At 72.4% G+C, this 14,342-nt stretch carries 11 protein-coding genes, 1 tRNA gene and 1 riboswitch; of the genes, 6 read left to right on the forward strand and 6 right to left on the reverse strand.

Going from position 1 to position 14,342, the window contains the following annotated elements; all coding sequences use genetic code 11:
• Positions 1-238 precede the first annotated feature (238 nt).
• Positions 239-511, forward strand: a complete 273-nt coding sequence (locus AB0F89_RS36875) for a hypothetical protein (protein ID WP_367131061.1) — start codon at positions 239-241, stop codon at positions 509-511.
• A 544-nt stretch (positions 512-1,055) separates the two neighbouring features.
• A complete protein-coding gene (locus AB0F89_RS36880; RefSeq protein ID WP_367131063.1) occupies positions 1,056-1,637 on the forward strand; it encodes a TIGR04141 family sporadically distributed protein in 582 nt (193 codons plus the stop codon).
• Between the two features lie 82 nt (positions 1,638-1,719).
• Here the strand turns inward: AB0F89_RS36880 and AB0F89_RS36885 are convergent.
• The 3 genes from AB0F89_RS36885 to AB0F89_RS36895 form a co-directional block, all read right to left on the reverse strand.
• A tRNA-Val gene (locus AB0F89_RS36885) sits at positions 1,720-1,791 on the reverse strand.
• Positions 1,792-1,829: 38 nt separating this feature from the next.
• Positions 1,830-2,288 (reverse strand): peroxiredoxin, encoded by a 459-nt coding sequence (locus AB0F89_RS36890; RefSeq protein WP_367131065.1) that lies wholly within the window; start codon positions 2,286-2,288, stop codon positions 1,830-1,832.
• Between the two features lie 162 nt (positions 2,289-2,450).
• Positions 2,451-2,882 carry a DUF3052 domain-containing protein gene (locus tag AB0F89_RS36895; protein WP_367131066.1) on the reverse strand — a complete coding sequence of 144 codons (432 nt, stop codon included), beginning with the start codon at positions 2,880-2,882 and terminating at the stop codon, positions 2,451-2,453.
• A gap of 295 nt (positions 2,883-3,177) precedes the next feature.
• Between AB0F89_RS36895 and aceE the strand changes: the two genes are divergently transcribed.
• From aceE to AB0F89_RS36910, 3 genes are all read left to right on the forward strand, one after another.
• On the forward strand, positions 3,178-5,928 hold the full coding sequence (aceE, locus tag AB0F89_RS36900; protein WP_367131068.1) for a pyruvate dehydrogenase (acetyl-transferring), homodimeric type: 2,751 nt from the start codon (positions 3,178-3,180) through the stop codon (positions 5,926-5,928).
• A 161-nt stretch (positions 5,929-6,089) separates the two neighbouring features.
• Positions 6,090-8,120, forward strand: coding sequence for a hypothetical protein (locus AB0F89_RS36905; RefSeq protein ID WP_367131070.1), 2,031 nt, complete (start codon positions 6,090-6,092; stop codon positions 8,118-8,120).
• Position 8,121: 1 nt separating this feature from the next.
• Positions 8,122-9,342: an extracellular solute-binding protein gene (locus AB0F89_RS36910; RefSeq protein WP_367131072.1), complete on the forward strand. Its 1,221-nt coding sequence runs from the start codon at positions 8,122-8,124 to the stop codon at positions 9,340-9,342.
• On the opposite strand, the gene pnuC is transcribed toward AB0F89_RS36910, so the two are convergent.
• Positions 9,339-9,971 carry a nicotinamide riboside transporter PnuC gene (gene pnuC, locus AB0F89_RS36915; RefSeq protein ID WP_367131074.1) on the reverse strand — a complete coding sequence of 211 codons (633 nt, stop codon included), beginning with the start codon at positions 9,969-9,971 and terminating at the stop codon, positions 9,339-9,341. The genes AB0F89_RS36910 and pnuC overlap by 4 nt on opposite strands.
• Positions 9,972-10,019: 48 nt before the next feature.
• Positions 10,020-10,143, reverse strand: a riboswitch (FMN riboswitch).
• A gap of 144 nt (positions 10,144-10,287) precedes the next feature.
• Between pnuC and AB0F89_RS36920 the strand changes: the two genes are divergently transcribed.
• The gene (locus AB0F89_RS36920) at positions 10,288-11,565 is read left to right on the forward strand and encodes a phytase (protein ID WP_367131076.1); all 1,278 of its coding nucleotides are present in this window, start codon (positions 10,288-10,290) and stop codon (positions 11,563-11,565) included.
• A gap of 183 nt (positions 11,566-11,748) precedes the next feature.
• On the opposite strand, the gene AB0F89_RS36925 is transcribed toward AB0F89_RS36920, so the two are convergent.
• A complete protein-coding gene (locus AB0F89_RS36925; RefSeq protein WP_367131077.1) occupies positions 11,749-12,540 on the reverse strand; it encodes a hypothetical protein in 792 nt (263 codons plus the stop codon).
• A gap of 206 nt (positions 12,541-12,746) precedes the next feature.
• Positions 12,747-14,279 carry an alpha/beta hydrolase gene (locus tag AB0F89_RS36930; RefSeq protein WP_367131079.1) on the reverse strand — a complete coding sequence of 511 codons (1,533 nt, stop codon included), beginning with the start codon at positions 14,277-14,279 and terminating at the stop codon, positions 12,747-12,749.
• Positions 14,280-14,342 lie beyond the last annotated feature (63 nt).

A 14,342-nucleotide genomic window follows, 5' to 3' on the forward strand; every position in this document is an offset into this window, starting at 1 on the left:
CGCCACACTGATTACAGCGTCACCGAACAACGACGCGAACGAAACCGGGCATGTGAACGCGGCCTCCTGCGCGAACAGGAGACCGCGTGCGTCCCACCCGTCTCCGTGGCCTCAGAAACCAGAAGAACGTTCGGAGGAACAACTGTTGAGTCTAGAGTTGTCCCCTTGGTCCCGACCAGGGGTCGAGCAGGCACATCCGAGTGATGGTGCGGCTACACCCGTTCGGCGCAGCCTCCCCGTGCACCGACTGCCGTCCGCGCACCGGTCGCCGACCGCGCCGCGAGGGGTTACCGGGACCGGACCGGCCGCACCGCAGCCGCCGACCGGCGCCCACCGCCTGCCGACCGTCGCCGCCCTCCACCACCGGGTCCGGGTCCTGCTCGGCCTGGCCGTGCTCGGCGCGCTGGTGGTGCTGCTCGCGCTGGGCGCGCAAGCGGTCGTGCCCCTGGCCGTCTGCGCCGCGGCCGCCGCGACGACCTACCTCCTGCCGCCCGTGCGCTTCGCCGCCTAGCGGCACGCGGGCAACGACCTGAAGGGGCACCTGTGACGTTGTGGCTGGAACTCGCCACGGCAACGCTGCAAGCAGCGGTCGCGGCACTGGGCGTGGCGTCGGCGGTCAGGCGGGCACGCCGACCACCTCGGCTCGACGAGGACTGACCGAGCACGCGGAAGCACCTCCCGGCCGCCGATCCGCGCGGCGACGCGGCCGGGAGGTGTTCGCACTTGATGGACCACCCGGCCCACTCGGGGCGAGCGGATGTCGTCGCGCGCCGAACGGTCCCGCGGCTGCCGAATCCGACCGGCCGGGCCATTCACGGCGCCGGCAATTTCAGGAACTCTTCAGGTCTCGATCACTGAGAAAGAGGATAATCACTCTATCGAGTGACTTGTTCCCTCGCGCCTCCACCCGATCCGCCCAATACCCCACCCCGCCGGGCACGAACAGCGGTCTTCGCACTTCAACGCCCGCCTAAAACCGTCTCCGCCGCTGGGCTCAAGCCACTCGCCGCTCGCCGACCGAGTCGGCTGTTCCACCCGTTCGTGGGTCATGGTCGATGCACCGAACGAACTCTTCCCACCGTTCCGCCGCGCATGAGAAGGAGTTCCAGCCCACCGTGAACGCCATCGAGGACGACACACTGCTGACCGCCCTGGAACGCCGCCTGGCCGCCGCTCTCGGCGGCAGCACCCGCTTCGGCCGCCTGGCCCTGCGCTGGCCGACCGCCGCCCGGCGCCGGGCCGCCGACACGGTCGCGTTCCGCACCAACGACGTGGGCGGCTACGGCCCGGTGCCCCTCGACCGGAGCTTGGACGTCACCGTCATCACCACCCGGTTCGCCAAGATCCCGGAGTTCGCCCGCACCGACGAGCTCAAGCAGTCCCGCCTGATCCCCTGCGCCGACCAGGAGCGCGAGGAACTGCTGACCGCCCCGATCCCGATGGACCACTGGCTGACCTTCGAGACCACCGTCGCGGGCCGGTCCTACCACCTCCACGAGGGCCGCTGGCACGAGACCGGGCCGTCCCGGAGCGGCTACGCCCGGCCGACGAACGCCACCTCGCCGGACCCGAAGCCGGGCCGCAGGGTGATCTGGAGCTCGACGGGCTGGGCGCCGACGGCGCAGACCACGTCGTAGGCGAAGGCCACGCCACAGGGGCGGGTCTTGCCGGGCAGCCACGAGCACCGGGTGCGGGGCTGCACCCCCGCACCGGGCGCAGTGGGCGCGGCAGGGTTCGAACCTGCGACCGCTCGGGTGTAAACCGAGTGCTCTTCCGCTGAGCTACGCGCCCCCGAAGTGCCGGCGGGACCCGGCCGGCGACAGAAGGTATCAGGCCAGGGCGGCCACGGCCTTCTTCCACGCCTCCTGGTCACGGGGTTCGCCAGGGGCGTTCACCTCGGCGTAGCGGACCACGCCGGTGGTGTCGATCAGGAACGTGCCGCGGTTGGCCAGGCCGGCCTTCTCGTTGAACACGCCGTACGCCCGCGCGACCTGCCCGTGCGGCCAGAAGTCGGACAGCAGCGGGAACTGGTAGCCCTCCTGGGCGGCCCACGCCTTCAGGCTGAACGGTGTGTCCACGGACACACCGACGACCTGCACGTTCCCGTCCTCGTACGCCGCCAGCTCGTCGCGCACCTGGCACAGCTCACCGGTGCAGATGCCGCTGAACGCGAACGGGTAGAAGACCAGCAGGACGTTGCGCTCGCCGCGGAACGAGGAGAGCGTCACGGGCTGCTTGTTGTAGTCGCTGAGCGTGAAGTCCGGTGCCTGCGCGCCGACCTCGACCATGACGAACCCCCCACCGACACCCGGACGGACCGGACCGGATCAGCGCAACCCGAAGAACGGGCTCACCCGTCGGGGAGCCCGCCGTCGAGCCTAGGGCATGGCGGTCGACGTGCGCGCCGCGACCGGCGGCCGGCGACCACCGCAGCGGCCGGCGGCCGGTGGTCAGCGCTTCGTCTTGGCCGACTTCGGGGACACGAGCCTGGTCGCCGACCAGTCACCGCTCACGTTGATGTTGGAGGTCTGGGCGAGCCCCGCGGTGCTCACGGCCTCGGCGATGTCACTCGGCTCGACGTGACCGGCCCGACCGGTCTTCGGCGTCAGCACCCAGATCACGCCGTCGTCGGCCAGGCCTGTGGTGGCGTTGATCAAGGCGTCGGCGAGGTCGCCGTCCTCCTCGCGCCACCACAGCAGGACCACGTCCATGACCTCGTCGGAGTCCTCATCGAGCAGATCACCGCCCACCCGCTCCTCGATCGCGGCGCGCAGGTCGTCGTCGACGTCCTCGTCCCAGCCGATCTCCTGGACCACGTTGCCCGGTTCGATCCCGAGCCTGTCGGCGACACCGATCTTGCCGGCGTCTTCCGCGGCGACCACGGCTTCCACTCCTCCAAGTACACAAGAGCGGCAGCCGGGGTACGACTGCCGCGCGATGTCACTACCAGTCGCGGCTAGCGAACACTGTCAGCCCCGCCACGCGCAACCGTAAGAGCCAAGACACGCCGCATCGGGTACCCCCGGATGCAGTCCTCCGAACGGATGAGGCACGCTCTACACACCTCCTATCCGCGCGCGCGAGAGACACGATCCAGAACTACTCACCGGTAGCGGTGACGGGAACGCGTTCGTGCGGCGACCATGGAGTCAGCAGACACCGGAACGAGGAGATCCCTTGGCCCCGCAGAACACCCCCGAGCGGGTACGCGTCATCCGTGACGGTCTGGCCGCCCACCTCCCGGACATCGACCCGGAGGAGACCGCGGAGTGGCTGGAGTCGTTCGACGCCGCGCTCAAGGGCGGCGGGCAGCAGCGCGCCCGCTACCTGATGCTGCGGCTGCTCGAGCGGGCCAGGGAGAGCCACGTCGGCGTCCCCTCGCTGACCAGCACGGACTACGTGAACACCATCCCCACCGAGCGCGAGCCGTGGTTCCCCGGCGACGAGGAGGTGGAGCGCCGCTACCGGGCCTGGATCCGGTGGAACGCGGCGATGACGGTGCACCGCGCGCAGCGGCCCGGCGTCGGCGTCGGCGGGCACATCTCGACCTACGCGTCGTCGGCGAGCCTCTACGAGGTCGGCTTCAACCACTTCTTCCGGGGCAAGGACCACCCCGGCGGCGGCGACCACGTGTTCATCCAGGGCCACGCCTCCCCCGGCGTCTACGCCCGCGCCTTCCTCGAGGGCCGGCTGAGCGCCGACCAGCTCGACGGCTTCCGCCAGGAGTTCTCGCACGCCGGACCGGGTGGCGGCCTGCCGTCGTACCCGCACCCGCGGCTGATGCCGGACTTCTGGGAGTTCCCCACCGTGTCCATGGGCCTCGGCCCGATGAACGCGATCTACCAGGCGCGGTTCAACCGCTACCTGCACGACCGCGGCATCAAGGACACCTCCGACCAGCAGGTCTGGGCGTTCCTCGGCGACGGCGAGATGGACGAGCCGGAGTCGCGCGGCCTGCTCCAGGTCGCGGCGAACGAGCAGCTGGACAACCTGAACTTCGTGGTCAACTGCAACCTGCAGCGCCTCGACGGCCCGGTCCGCGGCAACGGCAAGATCATCCAGGAGCTGGAGTCGTTCTTCCGCGGCGCGGGCTGGAACGTCATCAAGGTCATCTGGGGCCGTGAGTGGGACACCCTGCTGCACGCCGACCGCGACGGCGCGCTGGTCAACCTGATGAACACCACGCCGGACGGCGACTACCAGACGTACAAGGCCAACGACGGCGCGTACGTCCGGGAGCACTTCTTCGGCCGCGACCCGCGGACGAAGGACCTGGTCCTGCCGATGACCGACGACGAGGTGTGGAACCTCAAGCGCGGCGGCCACGACTACCGCAAGGTCTACGCGGCCTACAAGGCGGCGGTGGAGCACCACGGCCAGCCGACGGTCATCCTCGCCAAGACCATCAAGGGCTACGGCCTGGGCCCGCACTTCGCGGCGCGCAACGCCACGCACCAGATGAAGAAGATGACCCACGAGGACCTGAAGCTCTTCCGGGACAGCCTGCGCATCCCGATCGAGGACAAGGACCTGGACCCGTACCTGCCGCCGTACTACCACCCCGGCGAGGACTCCCCGGAGATCCAGTACCTGCAGGAGCGGCGCAAGCAGCTCGGCGGGTACGTGCCGGAGCGGCGGACCAAGTCCAAGGCGCTGGTGCTGCCCGGCGACAAGGTCTACGACGTGATCAAGCGCGGCTCGGGCAAGCAGGAGGTCGCCACCACGATGGCGTTCGTCCGGCTGGTCCGCGACCTGGCCAAGGACCCGGAGATCGGCAGCCGGATCGTGCCGATCATCCCGGACGAGGCGCGCACGTTCGGCATGGACTCGATGTTCCCGGCGCAGAAGATCTACAACCCGAACGGGCAGATGTACACCTCCGTGGACGCCCAGCTGATGCTGGCGTACAAGGAGAGCGAGCAGGGCCAGATCCTGCACGAGGGCATCAACGAGGCCGGTTCGACGGCGTCGTTCACCGCGGCGGGCACGTCGTACGCCACGCACGGCGAGCCGATGATCCCGATCTACATCTTCTACTCGATGTTCGGCTTCCAGCGGACCGGCGACGGCCTGTGGGCGGCGGCGGACCAGATGGCGCGCGGTTTCGTGCTCGGCGCGACGGCCGGCCGCACCACGCTGACCGGTGAGGGCCTGCAGCACGCGGACGGGCACTCGCTGCTGCTCGCGCACACCAACCCCGCGGTGGTGGCGTACGACCCGGCGTGGTCGTTCGAGGTGGCGCACATCGTCCGGGACGGCCTGCGGCGGATGTACGGCGAGAACGCCGAGAACATCTTCTACTACATGACCGTCTACAACGAGCCGTACCAGCAGCCGGCCGAGCCGGAGGGCTTGGACGTCGAGGGCCTGCTCAAGGGTCTTTACCGGTACCAGGCGGCGTCCTCGCAGAGCGGTCCGCGGGTGCAGCTGCTCGCGTCCGGCGTGGCGATGCCGTGGGCGATCAACGCGCAGCGCATGCTCGCCGAGGAGTGGGGCGTGCAGGCGGACGTGTGGTCCGCGACGTCGTACTCGGAGCTGCGGCGCGAGGCGGTCGAGGTCGACCGGCACAACCTGCTGCACCCCGACCAGGAACCGCGCGTGCCGTACGTCACGCAGGCGCTGGCGGGCGCGGCCGGCCCGGTGGTGGCGGTGTCGGACTGGATGAGCGCCGTGCCGGACCTGATCCGGCCGTACGTGCCGACCGACATGACCACGCTGGGCACCGACGGGTTCGGGTTCTCCGACACCCGGCCGGCGGCGCGGCGGCACTTCCTGGTCGACGCCGAGTCGGTCGTGGTCGCCACCCTGGCCGCGCTGGCCAAGCGCGGTGAGATCCAGCAGTCGCTGGTGGTGCAGGCGGCCCGGAAGTACAAGATCGACGACGTCGGCGCGGCGGGCCCGTCCACCTCGGACGCCGGCCTGGCCTGATCGCACGACACCTCCTCGGGGGCGGTTCCGGCGCCGGAACCGCCCCCGAGGTGTGTCCGCAGTAATGCGGCTGCCAGCGGAAATGCCCACCTCCCCGGTGCGGCGCGTGATCCAGCGCATAGACTTGGCGGACAAACCCGGCGTTCCAACGAGGGGTCGGCTTGGGGACGCAGCCGCAGCACGCGGTGCACCGCACCGTGGTGGTCGTGGACGTGGTCGCGTTCAGCGGGCGGCCTCGGTTGCCGCAGGAGGAGATCCGACGCGGGCTCTACGCGGCGCTGGCGTCCGCCTTCGACGACAGCGGGCTGGACTGGTCGGCCGTCCACCACGAGGACCGCGGCGACGGCGTGTTCGTGCTGGTGCCCGCCGACGCGCCCAAGAGCCGGGTGGTCGGCGGCCTGCCGCACGCCCTGCTCGGCGAGCTGCGCCGGTACAACGCCAGCCGCAACGAGGACGCCCGGCTGCGGCTGCGGATGGCGGTCACCGCGGGCGAGGTGCAGCACGACGAGCACGGCGTGGTCGGCGACGAGGTGACGCTGGCGTTCCGGCTGCTCGACTCGGACCCGGTGCGGACCGCGCTGCAGCGGTCGACCGCGCTGATCGCGCTGATCGTCTCCGACCGGATCCACGACGAGGTGGTCCGGCCCGACCCGGCGATGGAGCCGGACTCGTTCCGCCGGGTCGACGTGCACGTCAAGGAGGTCCGCGGGCACGCCTGGCTGCACGTGCCGAGCACCGGCGCGCCGCCGCCGGCGGCCGATCGCCGCCCGCCCCGGCACCGCAGGAAGCGCCGCGAGGAGCGCCGCGAGCCGCGCTGGGCGCCCGTGCTGCTGGTGGCGCCGCTGCTGTTCGTCGGCGTCACGAACGGCGCCGGGGCCGCGCCGCCGGGCGTGCCGCCCTGCCCTCCCCCGGTGCAGCTGAACGTGGTGGTGTCGGCGGAGAAGGAGGAGGTCGTCCGCTCGCTCCTGCTGGAGCTGGAGGACGACTCCGGCCGGCACAACGAGCTGGGCTGCAAGGAGTTCAACTCGCTGGTGTACACCGGCGGGTCCGCCGAGGCGACGGCCGGCGCGCTGGGCCGGGGCTGGCAGCCGAGCGACCTGGTGGACGTCGGCGCCGAGCCGCACGTGTGGCTGCCGGACACCACCGCCGAGGTCGAGGCGGTGCGGGCGGCGCTGCTGGAGCGCACCGACGTGCGGCTGCACCTGCGCCGGCAGGTGGCGGTGTCGCCGGTGGTGCTCGGCGCGTCGGCGGAGCTGGCCGCGCAGATCGCGCCGGACGGCGAGTTCGACTGGCAGCACGTGCGGCGGCCGGCCGCGGTGGACGCGTCGTCCGGTTCGGGCGTGATCGCGGCCGCCGCGCTGGCGCGGGCCGGGTTGGGCGGGCTGGACCTGTCCGGTCCGGGCGTGCCGCGCGCGCTGCACGACATCACCCGGCGCACGACCACCGCGGCGCCGTGCGTCGGCGACGTGGCGCTGGTCGGGTCGGAGAAGGCGGTGGCGGGCGCCGAGGGCTGCCGGGTGCTCTACCCGAAGGACGGCGCGCTGGTGCTGGACCACCCGTTCGTCGAGGTGGAGCGGCCGAACCGGCCGCCCAACCAGCGGCGGCTGCGGATCGTGGACCGGTTCCTGGAGCACCTGGTCTCGGCTCCCGCCCAGGAGCAGTTCAAGCGGGCCGACTTCCGCGACGTGGCCTGGAACGTCGGTCCCCGGACCGGACCGGGCGTCCGCCCCGACCGGCCGCGCACGCTGCCCGTCCAGCCGGACGTGCGGGCCGTGCGCGACGCGTGGCAGGCGGCGAGCAGGCAGCGGCGGATCGGGATCGCCGGGGACGGCTCGGCCGACGCGGACCGGTTCGCCGACGAGGTGCGGCGGCTGGCCGGCCCGCGGGACGAGGTGGTCGACCTGCCGCTGTCGGAGGGCGTGGCCGAGGAGGGCTTCGGCCGGGGCGCGAACGTCGTGGTGCTGCTGTCGGCGACGCCGATCGCCCCACTCTCGAAGGGCGTCAGCGGCCCCGTACGGGTGGTGGCGATCGGGTTCGGTGACGGGGCGTGCGCGCCCTCAACGGCTCTCTACGCCGCCGCGACGGCCCACGGCGGTCTCTGCCACCAGATCGGTGGATCGAACGGTTCCGGCGGCGCTGAGGGCCGGGAACGCGCCCTGGACGACATCGCGCGCGCCGCGTGGGGAGGCTGACGTGATCCGAGTGCTCGTGCCGCTGCTGGTGCTCCTGGCCGGCTGCGCTCCCCCGGTCGAGGACGGGGCGAAGGACGGGACCGGGCCGATCACGTTCGTGGAGAGCCACGACATCACTGCGGGCGGCCAGGTGGCGAAGATGGTCGACCGCTGGAACGAGCGCGCCAGCCCGCGCGAGCAGGTGTCGTTCGTGGAGATGCCGGGTTCCACCGACGCGCACCGCGCCCACCTGACCGCCCGCGCCCAGGACCTGGCGGGCGTGCGCGACAGCGCGGAGTGCTACGACGTGATCGCCGTCGACAACGTGTGGACGGCCGAGTTCGCCGCCGCCGGGCACCTGGTGCCGCTGGACCCGGCGGAGTTCGGCGTCGACCGGATGCTGCCGCAGGCGGTGGCGGCGGCCGGGTCGCCGGGCGACGAGCGGCTGTGGGCGGTCCCGTGGCGCAGCGACGCCGGGCTGCTCTACTACCGCAAGGACGTGCTCGACGGCGAGGGCGAGCGCCCGCCGACGACGTGGGCCGAGCTGAGGCGGCAGGCGGTCGAGATCGCGCCGCGGCACGAGCTCCAGGGTTACGTGGGCCAGTTCAAGCGGTACGAGGGCCTGATCGTGAACATGGCCGAGGTGATCTGGGCGCACGGCGGCGACCTGGAGCGCCCGGACGACCCGAGGACCGCGGCGGGCGTGCAGGCGGTGGCGGACGGCGTCGAGCAGGGCTGGGTGCCGCGCGCGGCGCTCGACTACGACGAGAACGCGTCCCTGGACGAGTTCCGGGCCGGGCGGGCGCTGTTCATGCGCAACTGGCCGTACGCCCGGCCGCTGCTGGACGGCGCGGACTCGCGGGTGGCCGGGCGGTGGGCGGTGACCGCCCTGCCCGGCCCCAGCACGCTGGGCGGCTGGAACCTGGCCGTGTCGCGGTGCTCGGCGAACCAGAAGACCGCCCGCGAGTTCATCAAGTTCGTCACCGGTGACGCGAACCAGTGGGAGATGTTCGAGCACGCCGGGTTCGCGCCGGTGTCCACCGACCTGTACCGGGAGCCGGCGACGGCCGACCTGGGCGAGACCGTGCTGAACGCCCGCGTCCGGCCGCTGTCCGCGCACTACGACGAGCTGACCAGCGTGATGCAGGAGAACCTGCACCACGCGCTGGACAACCCCAAGTCCGTCGACGAGTCGTTGCGGGCGCTGGCGGAGGACCTGGCGCGGGCCAAGGGCGGCCGCTAGTTGGCGGCCGCCTCGGCGCGGGCCGTCGTCTGCTTGGCGGCGCGGTTCCAGTCGATCCAGCCCCGGACCACCAGGACGGCGAAGATCGAGTAGACGAACGCGCTGAAGTACAGCCCGGAGCCGATCTGCAGCGGCACGCCGATCGCGTCCACCACCAGCCAGACCAGCCAGAACTCGACCAGGCCGAAGCCCTGGAGGGTGAAGGCGAGGACGGTGCCGACGAACAGCGCCGCGTCCGGCCACGGCGCCCACGAGGCGTCCAGCGCGTCCAGCAGCAGCGCGAACCCGACCGTGCCCAGGACGAACGCGACCACCACCGCGACGCGCTCCTTCGCGGTGCCCTTGCGGACGACCACGCCGAACACCGGGTCGCGCCGCCGGCTCCAGGCCCACCAGCCGTAGAACGTGATCGCCGCGATCACCACCTGGCGCGCGGCCGTGCCGCCGAGCTGCGCGGACACGTAGACCACGAACAGCAGGGCAACCGAGACCAGTTGCACGGGCCAGGTCCAGATCGTGCGCTTCTGCGCCAGGTAGACCACCACCAGCGCGAAGACCTGGCCGGTGAACTCCGCCCAGGACACCTTCTGCCCGAAGACCGTGAAGCCCTGCTCCAACAAGACGTGCACCGCGTCCTCCATCCCCGACAGGCGTTCCGGGGCACGGCGAGCAGACGCGACGCGCGCCTCCCATCCGGACTTTCACCGTCGGCCCCGGAGTTCCACCGGGTCAACCGCCCTGGTGGGCGGGTCGCGGGCTGTCACCGCCGGTTCGGATTTCCACCGAGCCCCGGAGCGCATGTCTTTCATCGCGTCCGAACATCATGGACCGCCGACCTGTTCCTGGGGTGAGCGATGGCACACATCCGCAAGAACCGAGAACCCGCGGGCGGGACGTCACCGCGACTTCAGCCCGGGTACACCGGGGCTCGGTAGCTTCCGCCGAATGCGAATCCTGCTCGCGGTCGCGGTGGCGCCGCTGCTCCTCGGTTCCTCTCCCGGGCACCCCTCGCCCGGTCCCGCCGCGGTGGCGCCCGCCGTGGTGGCGCCCGTCGCCCAGACCCGCGCGTTCGTGGACGACGCGTCCGCGTCGCCCGCCAACGCCGACGCCGACGACCCGGCGATCTGGGCGCACCCGCGCTCGGCCCGGCAGAGCGTCGTGCTCGGCACGCTGAAGGAGGGCGGGCTGGCCGCGTTCGACCTGGCCGGCCGGACCTTGGGCGCCTACCCGGCGCCCGTGCCGCCGACGCCGGACGCCAAGCCCGGCCGGTTCAACAACGTCGACGTGCTGAGCCGGGTCCCGGTCGGCGGGCGGGCGCGCGACCTGGCGTTCGTCAGCGACCGCGGTCGGGACCGGATCCGGGTCTACGAGCTCGACCACCGCGGCGCGGCGGCGGGCGCGGCGGTCGTGCGCGACGTGACCGACCCCGGCGCGCGACCGGTGTTCTCCGCGTCGGAGGAGGAGGTGGACGACCAGCGCACGGCGTACGGGTTGGCGACCGGGTTCGTCGGGCGGACGCCGGTGGTCGTGACCAACCGGCGCGGCGAGACCCGGTTGGCGCTGCTGCGCGTGACGGCCGGTCCGGCGGGCTCGGTCGGCACGTCGGTGGTGGCGACCCTGGACCTGCCGTCGACGTTCCGGCTGCCGGACGGGACCTCGTGGACGCCGTGCGGCGAGCCGGGCGAGCGGCCCCAGCTGGAGGGCATGGTGGTCGACTCGGCGCACGGCGTGCTGTACGCGGCGCAGGAGGACGTCGGCATCTGGCGGGTGCCGCTGCGGGCGGGCGGGTTCGGCGAGCCCGTGCTGATCGACGAGGTGCGGTCGTTCGGCGTGCCGCAGACCTACGACCCCGTCGCCGACGAGTGCGCGGTCTCCGGCGCCGACCCCGGCTTCGGCGGCGAGCACCTGACCGCCGACGCCGAGGGGCTGACCGTCGGCGACGGGTACCTGGTCGCGTCCAGCCAGGGCGACTCGCGGTTCGTGGTCTACGAGCGCACCGGCCGCAACCGGCACGTCGGCGGGTTCGCGGTGGGCCGCGGCCGGGGCAACGACTCGGTCGAGCACTCCGACGGCGCGCACCTGGTGACCGCCGACCTCGGGCCGGGCTACCGGCGCGGGCTGCTGGTCGTGCACGACGGCGAGCGGACGCCGGCCCCCGGCGGCCTGCCCGCCACCGGGTTCGCCTACGTGAGCTGGGCGGACGTGCTGGCCGGGCTGGACTGACCCCTTGAAGAGGTGACAGGCCCCTGCCCGTGGTGCCGGGCGGGGGCCTGTCGGTTTCCGCGGTGCGCCTGCCACGCGCGTCACAGGCGGACGCACCTCGGCCTCCGCGGTGCGCTCGCCACACGCGTCACAGGCGAACGCACCTCGGCTCGGGGGATGGGCCGTCTCGGGGGTCCCGGTGGGTCAGCGCCCGCCGGCGGGTGGCATCCGCGTGCCGGCCGGCGGCGTCGGGGGGTCCACCGGTCCCTGCCTGGCCGCGCGGGCCGCCGCCGTCACCGGTTCCTGCGAGCGGCGCGGCGCGGGCGCGAGGTCGGCCGACTCCTGCTGGATGCGGTTGAGCCAGCCCTCCCAGCGCTGCTGCATCGGCCGCACCAGACCGCCGCCGACGCCGATCACGATCACGCCGGCGAGCGTGGCCAACACCGTGATCAGGACCGGCATGGTGACCGCGACCGCGATGCCCAGCTGGTTCAGCGCGGCGATCACGCCGAGCGCGACGATGAAGCCGTAGGTGATGGTGCCCAGCATCCTGGTGTAGGGCCGCTGGCCCAGCGCGCCGGTGACCAGTCCGCGCACCGCCTTGCCGATGGCCGCGGCGACCAGGACCAGCACGATGGCCACGACGATCCGGGGCAGGTACGCGATCACGTCGTTGAGCAGGGCGCTGACCGCGTTGCCGGTGCCGAACACGCCGAACGCGAGCTGCAGCGCGATCAGCAGCACGAAGTAGTACACCAGCTTGACGATCAGGCCGGAGGCGTCGATCGGCGACTTCGCCATCGCACCGCCCAGGCCGGAGCGCTCCACCAGGCGGTCGAAGCCGACCCGCTTGAGCAGGAAGCCCACCGCCTTCGCCAGGGCCTTGGCGATCAGCCAGCCGATGAGCAGGACGAGCAGGAAGCCCAGGAGCTTCGGGACGAACGTGGCCACCATCGCCCACGCCTGCCCGAGTCCGTCGGTGATCTGGGAGCCCACGACACCCCTCCTCCGTTTTCGCTTCTGATCGGGATCGTTTCTCAGGGCGCATCACCCGGCAACCTGAAGTGGTGGCACGAAAGGGTGACTGACGTGGCGGTTCTCGCGCCGGCGGTCCAGAGTGGAATCACCGGTGGGGACCGGGGAGAGGGAAACGCCCGGCGCGATGTTCTCGCGCCGGGCGTTTTCGCGTGCCGTGCCACGGTTCACGGCAGCGCGGACAACCCCCGGCCGTCCAGGTAGGTCTGCACGTGCTGGGCCGTGGTCTGCGACTGCTGCAGCGCCGTGCCCTGGCCGACCTCGGGCCGCGCGTCGCCGGGGCAGGTGGAGCTGCTGGGCGGCAGCACGCCGTGCACCAGGTAGCGGTTGACGGCCCGGTCGACGCACGCGTTGCCGCTGCCGTAGATGCCGTGCTTGCCCTCGTCCAGCACGGTGACCAGGTTGTGCCTGAGCCGTTCGGCCATGGCCGGGCCGCCCTCGTACTGGGTCTGCGTGTCGCCCTCGGCCTGCACGACCACGCCGATCGGGTAGCCGTCCCGCTTCAGCTCCACCGGTGGCTCGGGCGGGGTGAACGTGCGGAACGCGCAGGTCGTCGGCGCCACCCGGAGCAGGCCGAAGCCGTACGGGTAGCGGTCCCGGAAGACCCTCATGTCCTCGTAGTACGTCTCCATGTCGGTCGGCCAGTCGGCCTCGCACCGGACCGTGTTGAACACGCCGGACACCAGGTCGTCGTGCGCCTCGCCGGCCATCAGCGCGCTCGCCTCGGACGTCACGCCCGTCTGCAGGTCGGCCACCGTGGTGGCCAGGTCCGCCCACAGTGGACGGTAGCGCGCGCCGACGCCGACCGCCGCGTCGAACCGGGTGCGGCTCTGGGTGCCGACCGGCTTCGCCGCGAGGGCCGTCGCGACGCCCTCGACGGTGGCCAGCACCGCGTCGGGGGTCGCGCCGAGGGTGAACCGGTCGTGGTGCTGCGCGACCCAGGCCGCCCACAGGTCGACGTTGCGCCGCAGCGCCACCGCCTGCTGCCGGAACTGCTCGCGCCAGATCCACTCCGGGTGCACGGACGAGTCGAGCACGCTGCGGTCCAGCCTCGACGGGAACAGGCTGCCGTACACCGCGCCCAGGTAGGTGCCGTAGGAGTAGCCCAGGTAGTTGAGCTTGTCCTCGCCCAGCACCGCCCGCACCACGTCCATGTCCCGCGCGGTGTTCGCGGTGTTGACGAACTGCCGGATGCCGCCCGCCGCGCGCTGGCAGGCGTCCTCGGCGGCGTGCGCCTCGGCGGCCCACTTCGGGAACTCGGAATCAGCCGGTCGGGTGTCGAGGGTGGCCAGTTCCGGGACCGTGCGGCAGGTGAGCGCGGTCGAGCTGCCGACCCCGCGCGGGTCGAACCCGATCAGGTCGTAGACCTTGGCGGGCTCGCTGCCCGCCAGGAACAGCGGCATGCCCAGGCCCGAACCGCCCGGACCGCCGGGGTTGAGCAGCAGGACGCCGCGCCTGCGCGCCGGGTCGGTCGCCTTCTTGCGGCTGATCACCAGCGAGATCCGCTCGGCCTCCGGTCGCGCGTAGTCCAGCGGCAGCACCAGCTCGGCGCACTCCAGGAGCTGCTTGCACGGCGTCCAGGTGATGGGCTGCGCGTGGAACTCCGCGAGCGGATCGCTGCGCGCCGACCCGAACGACGGCACCGCCGCCGTCGCGAGCACGGCGGCCACCACCAGGCCGACTGACATGTACCTGCGCACGAGCACCCTCCCCGAACGAGCCGGTCACGAACGCCACCGACCGTAGGACGATCGGCGCGGAGC

This window comes from Saccharothrix sp. HUAS TT1 (genome assembly GCF_040744945.1).
Classification (GTDB): domain Bacteria; phylum Actinomycetota; class Actinomycetes; order Mycobacteriales; family Pseudonocardiaceae; genus Actinosynnema.

Excerpts from the sequence above, each read along its gene's own strand:
- AB0F89_RS36920 (WP_367131076.1), top strand. The coding sequence starts at position 10,288 with ATGCGAATCCTGCTCGCGGTCGCGGTGGCGCCGCTGCTCCTCGGTTCC.
- AB0F89_RS36880 (WP_367131063.1), top strand. The coding sequence starts at position 1,056 with ATGCACCGAACGAACTCTTCCCACCGTTCCGCCGCGCATGAGAAGGAG.
- AB0F89_RS36890 (WP_367131065.1), bottom strand. The coding sequence starts at position 2,288 with ATGGTCGAGGTCGGCGCGCAGGCACCGGACTTCACGCTCAGCGACTAC.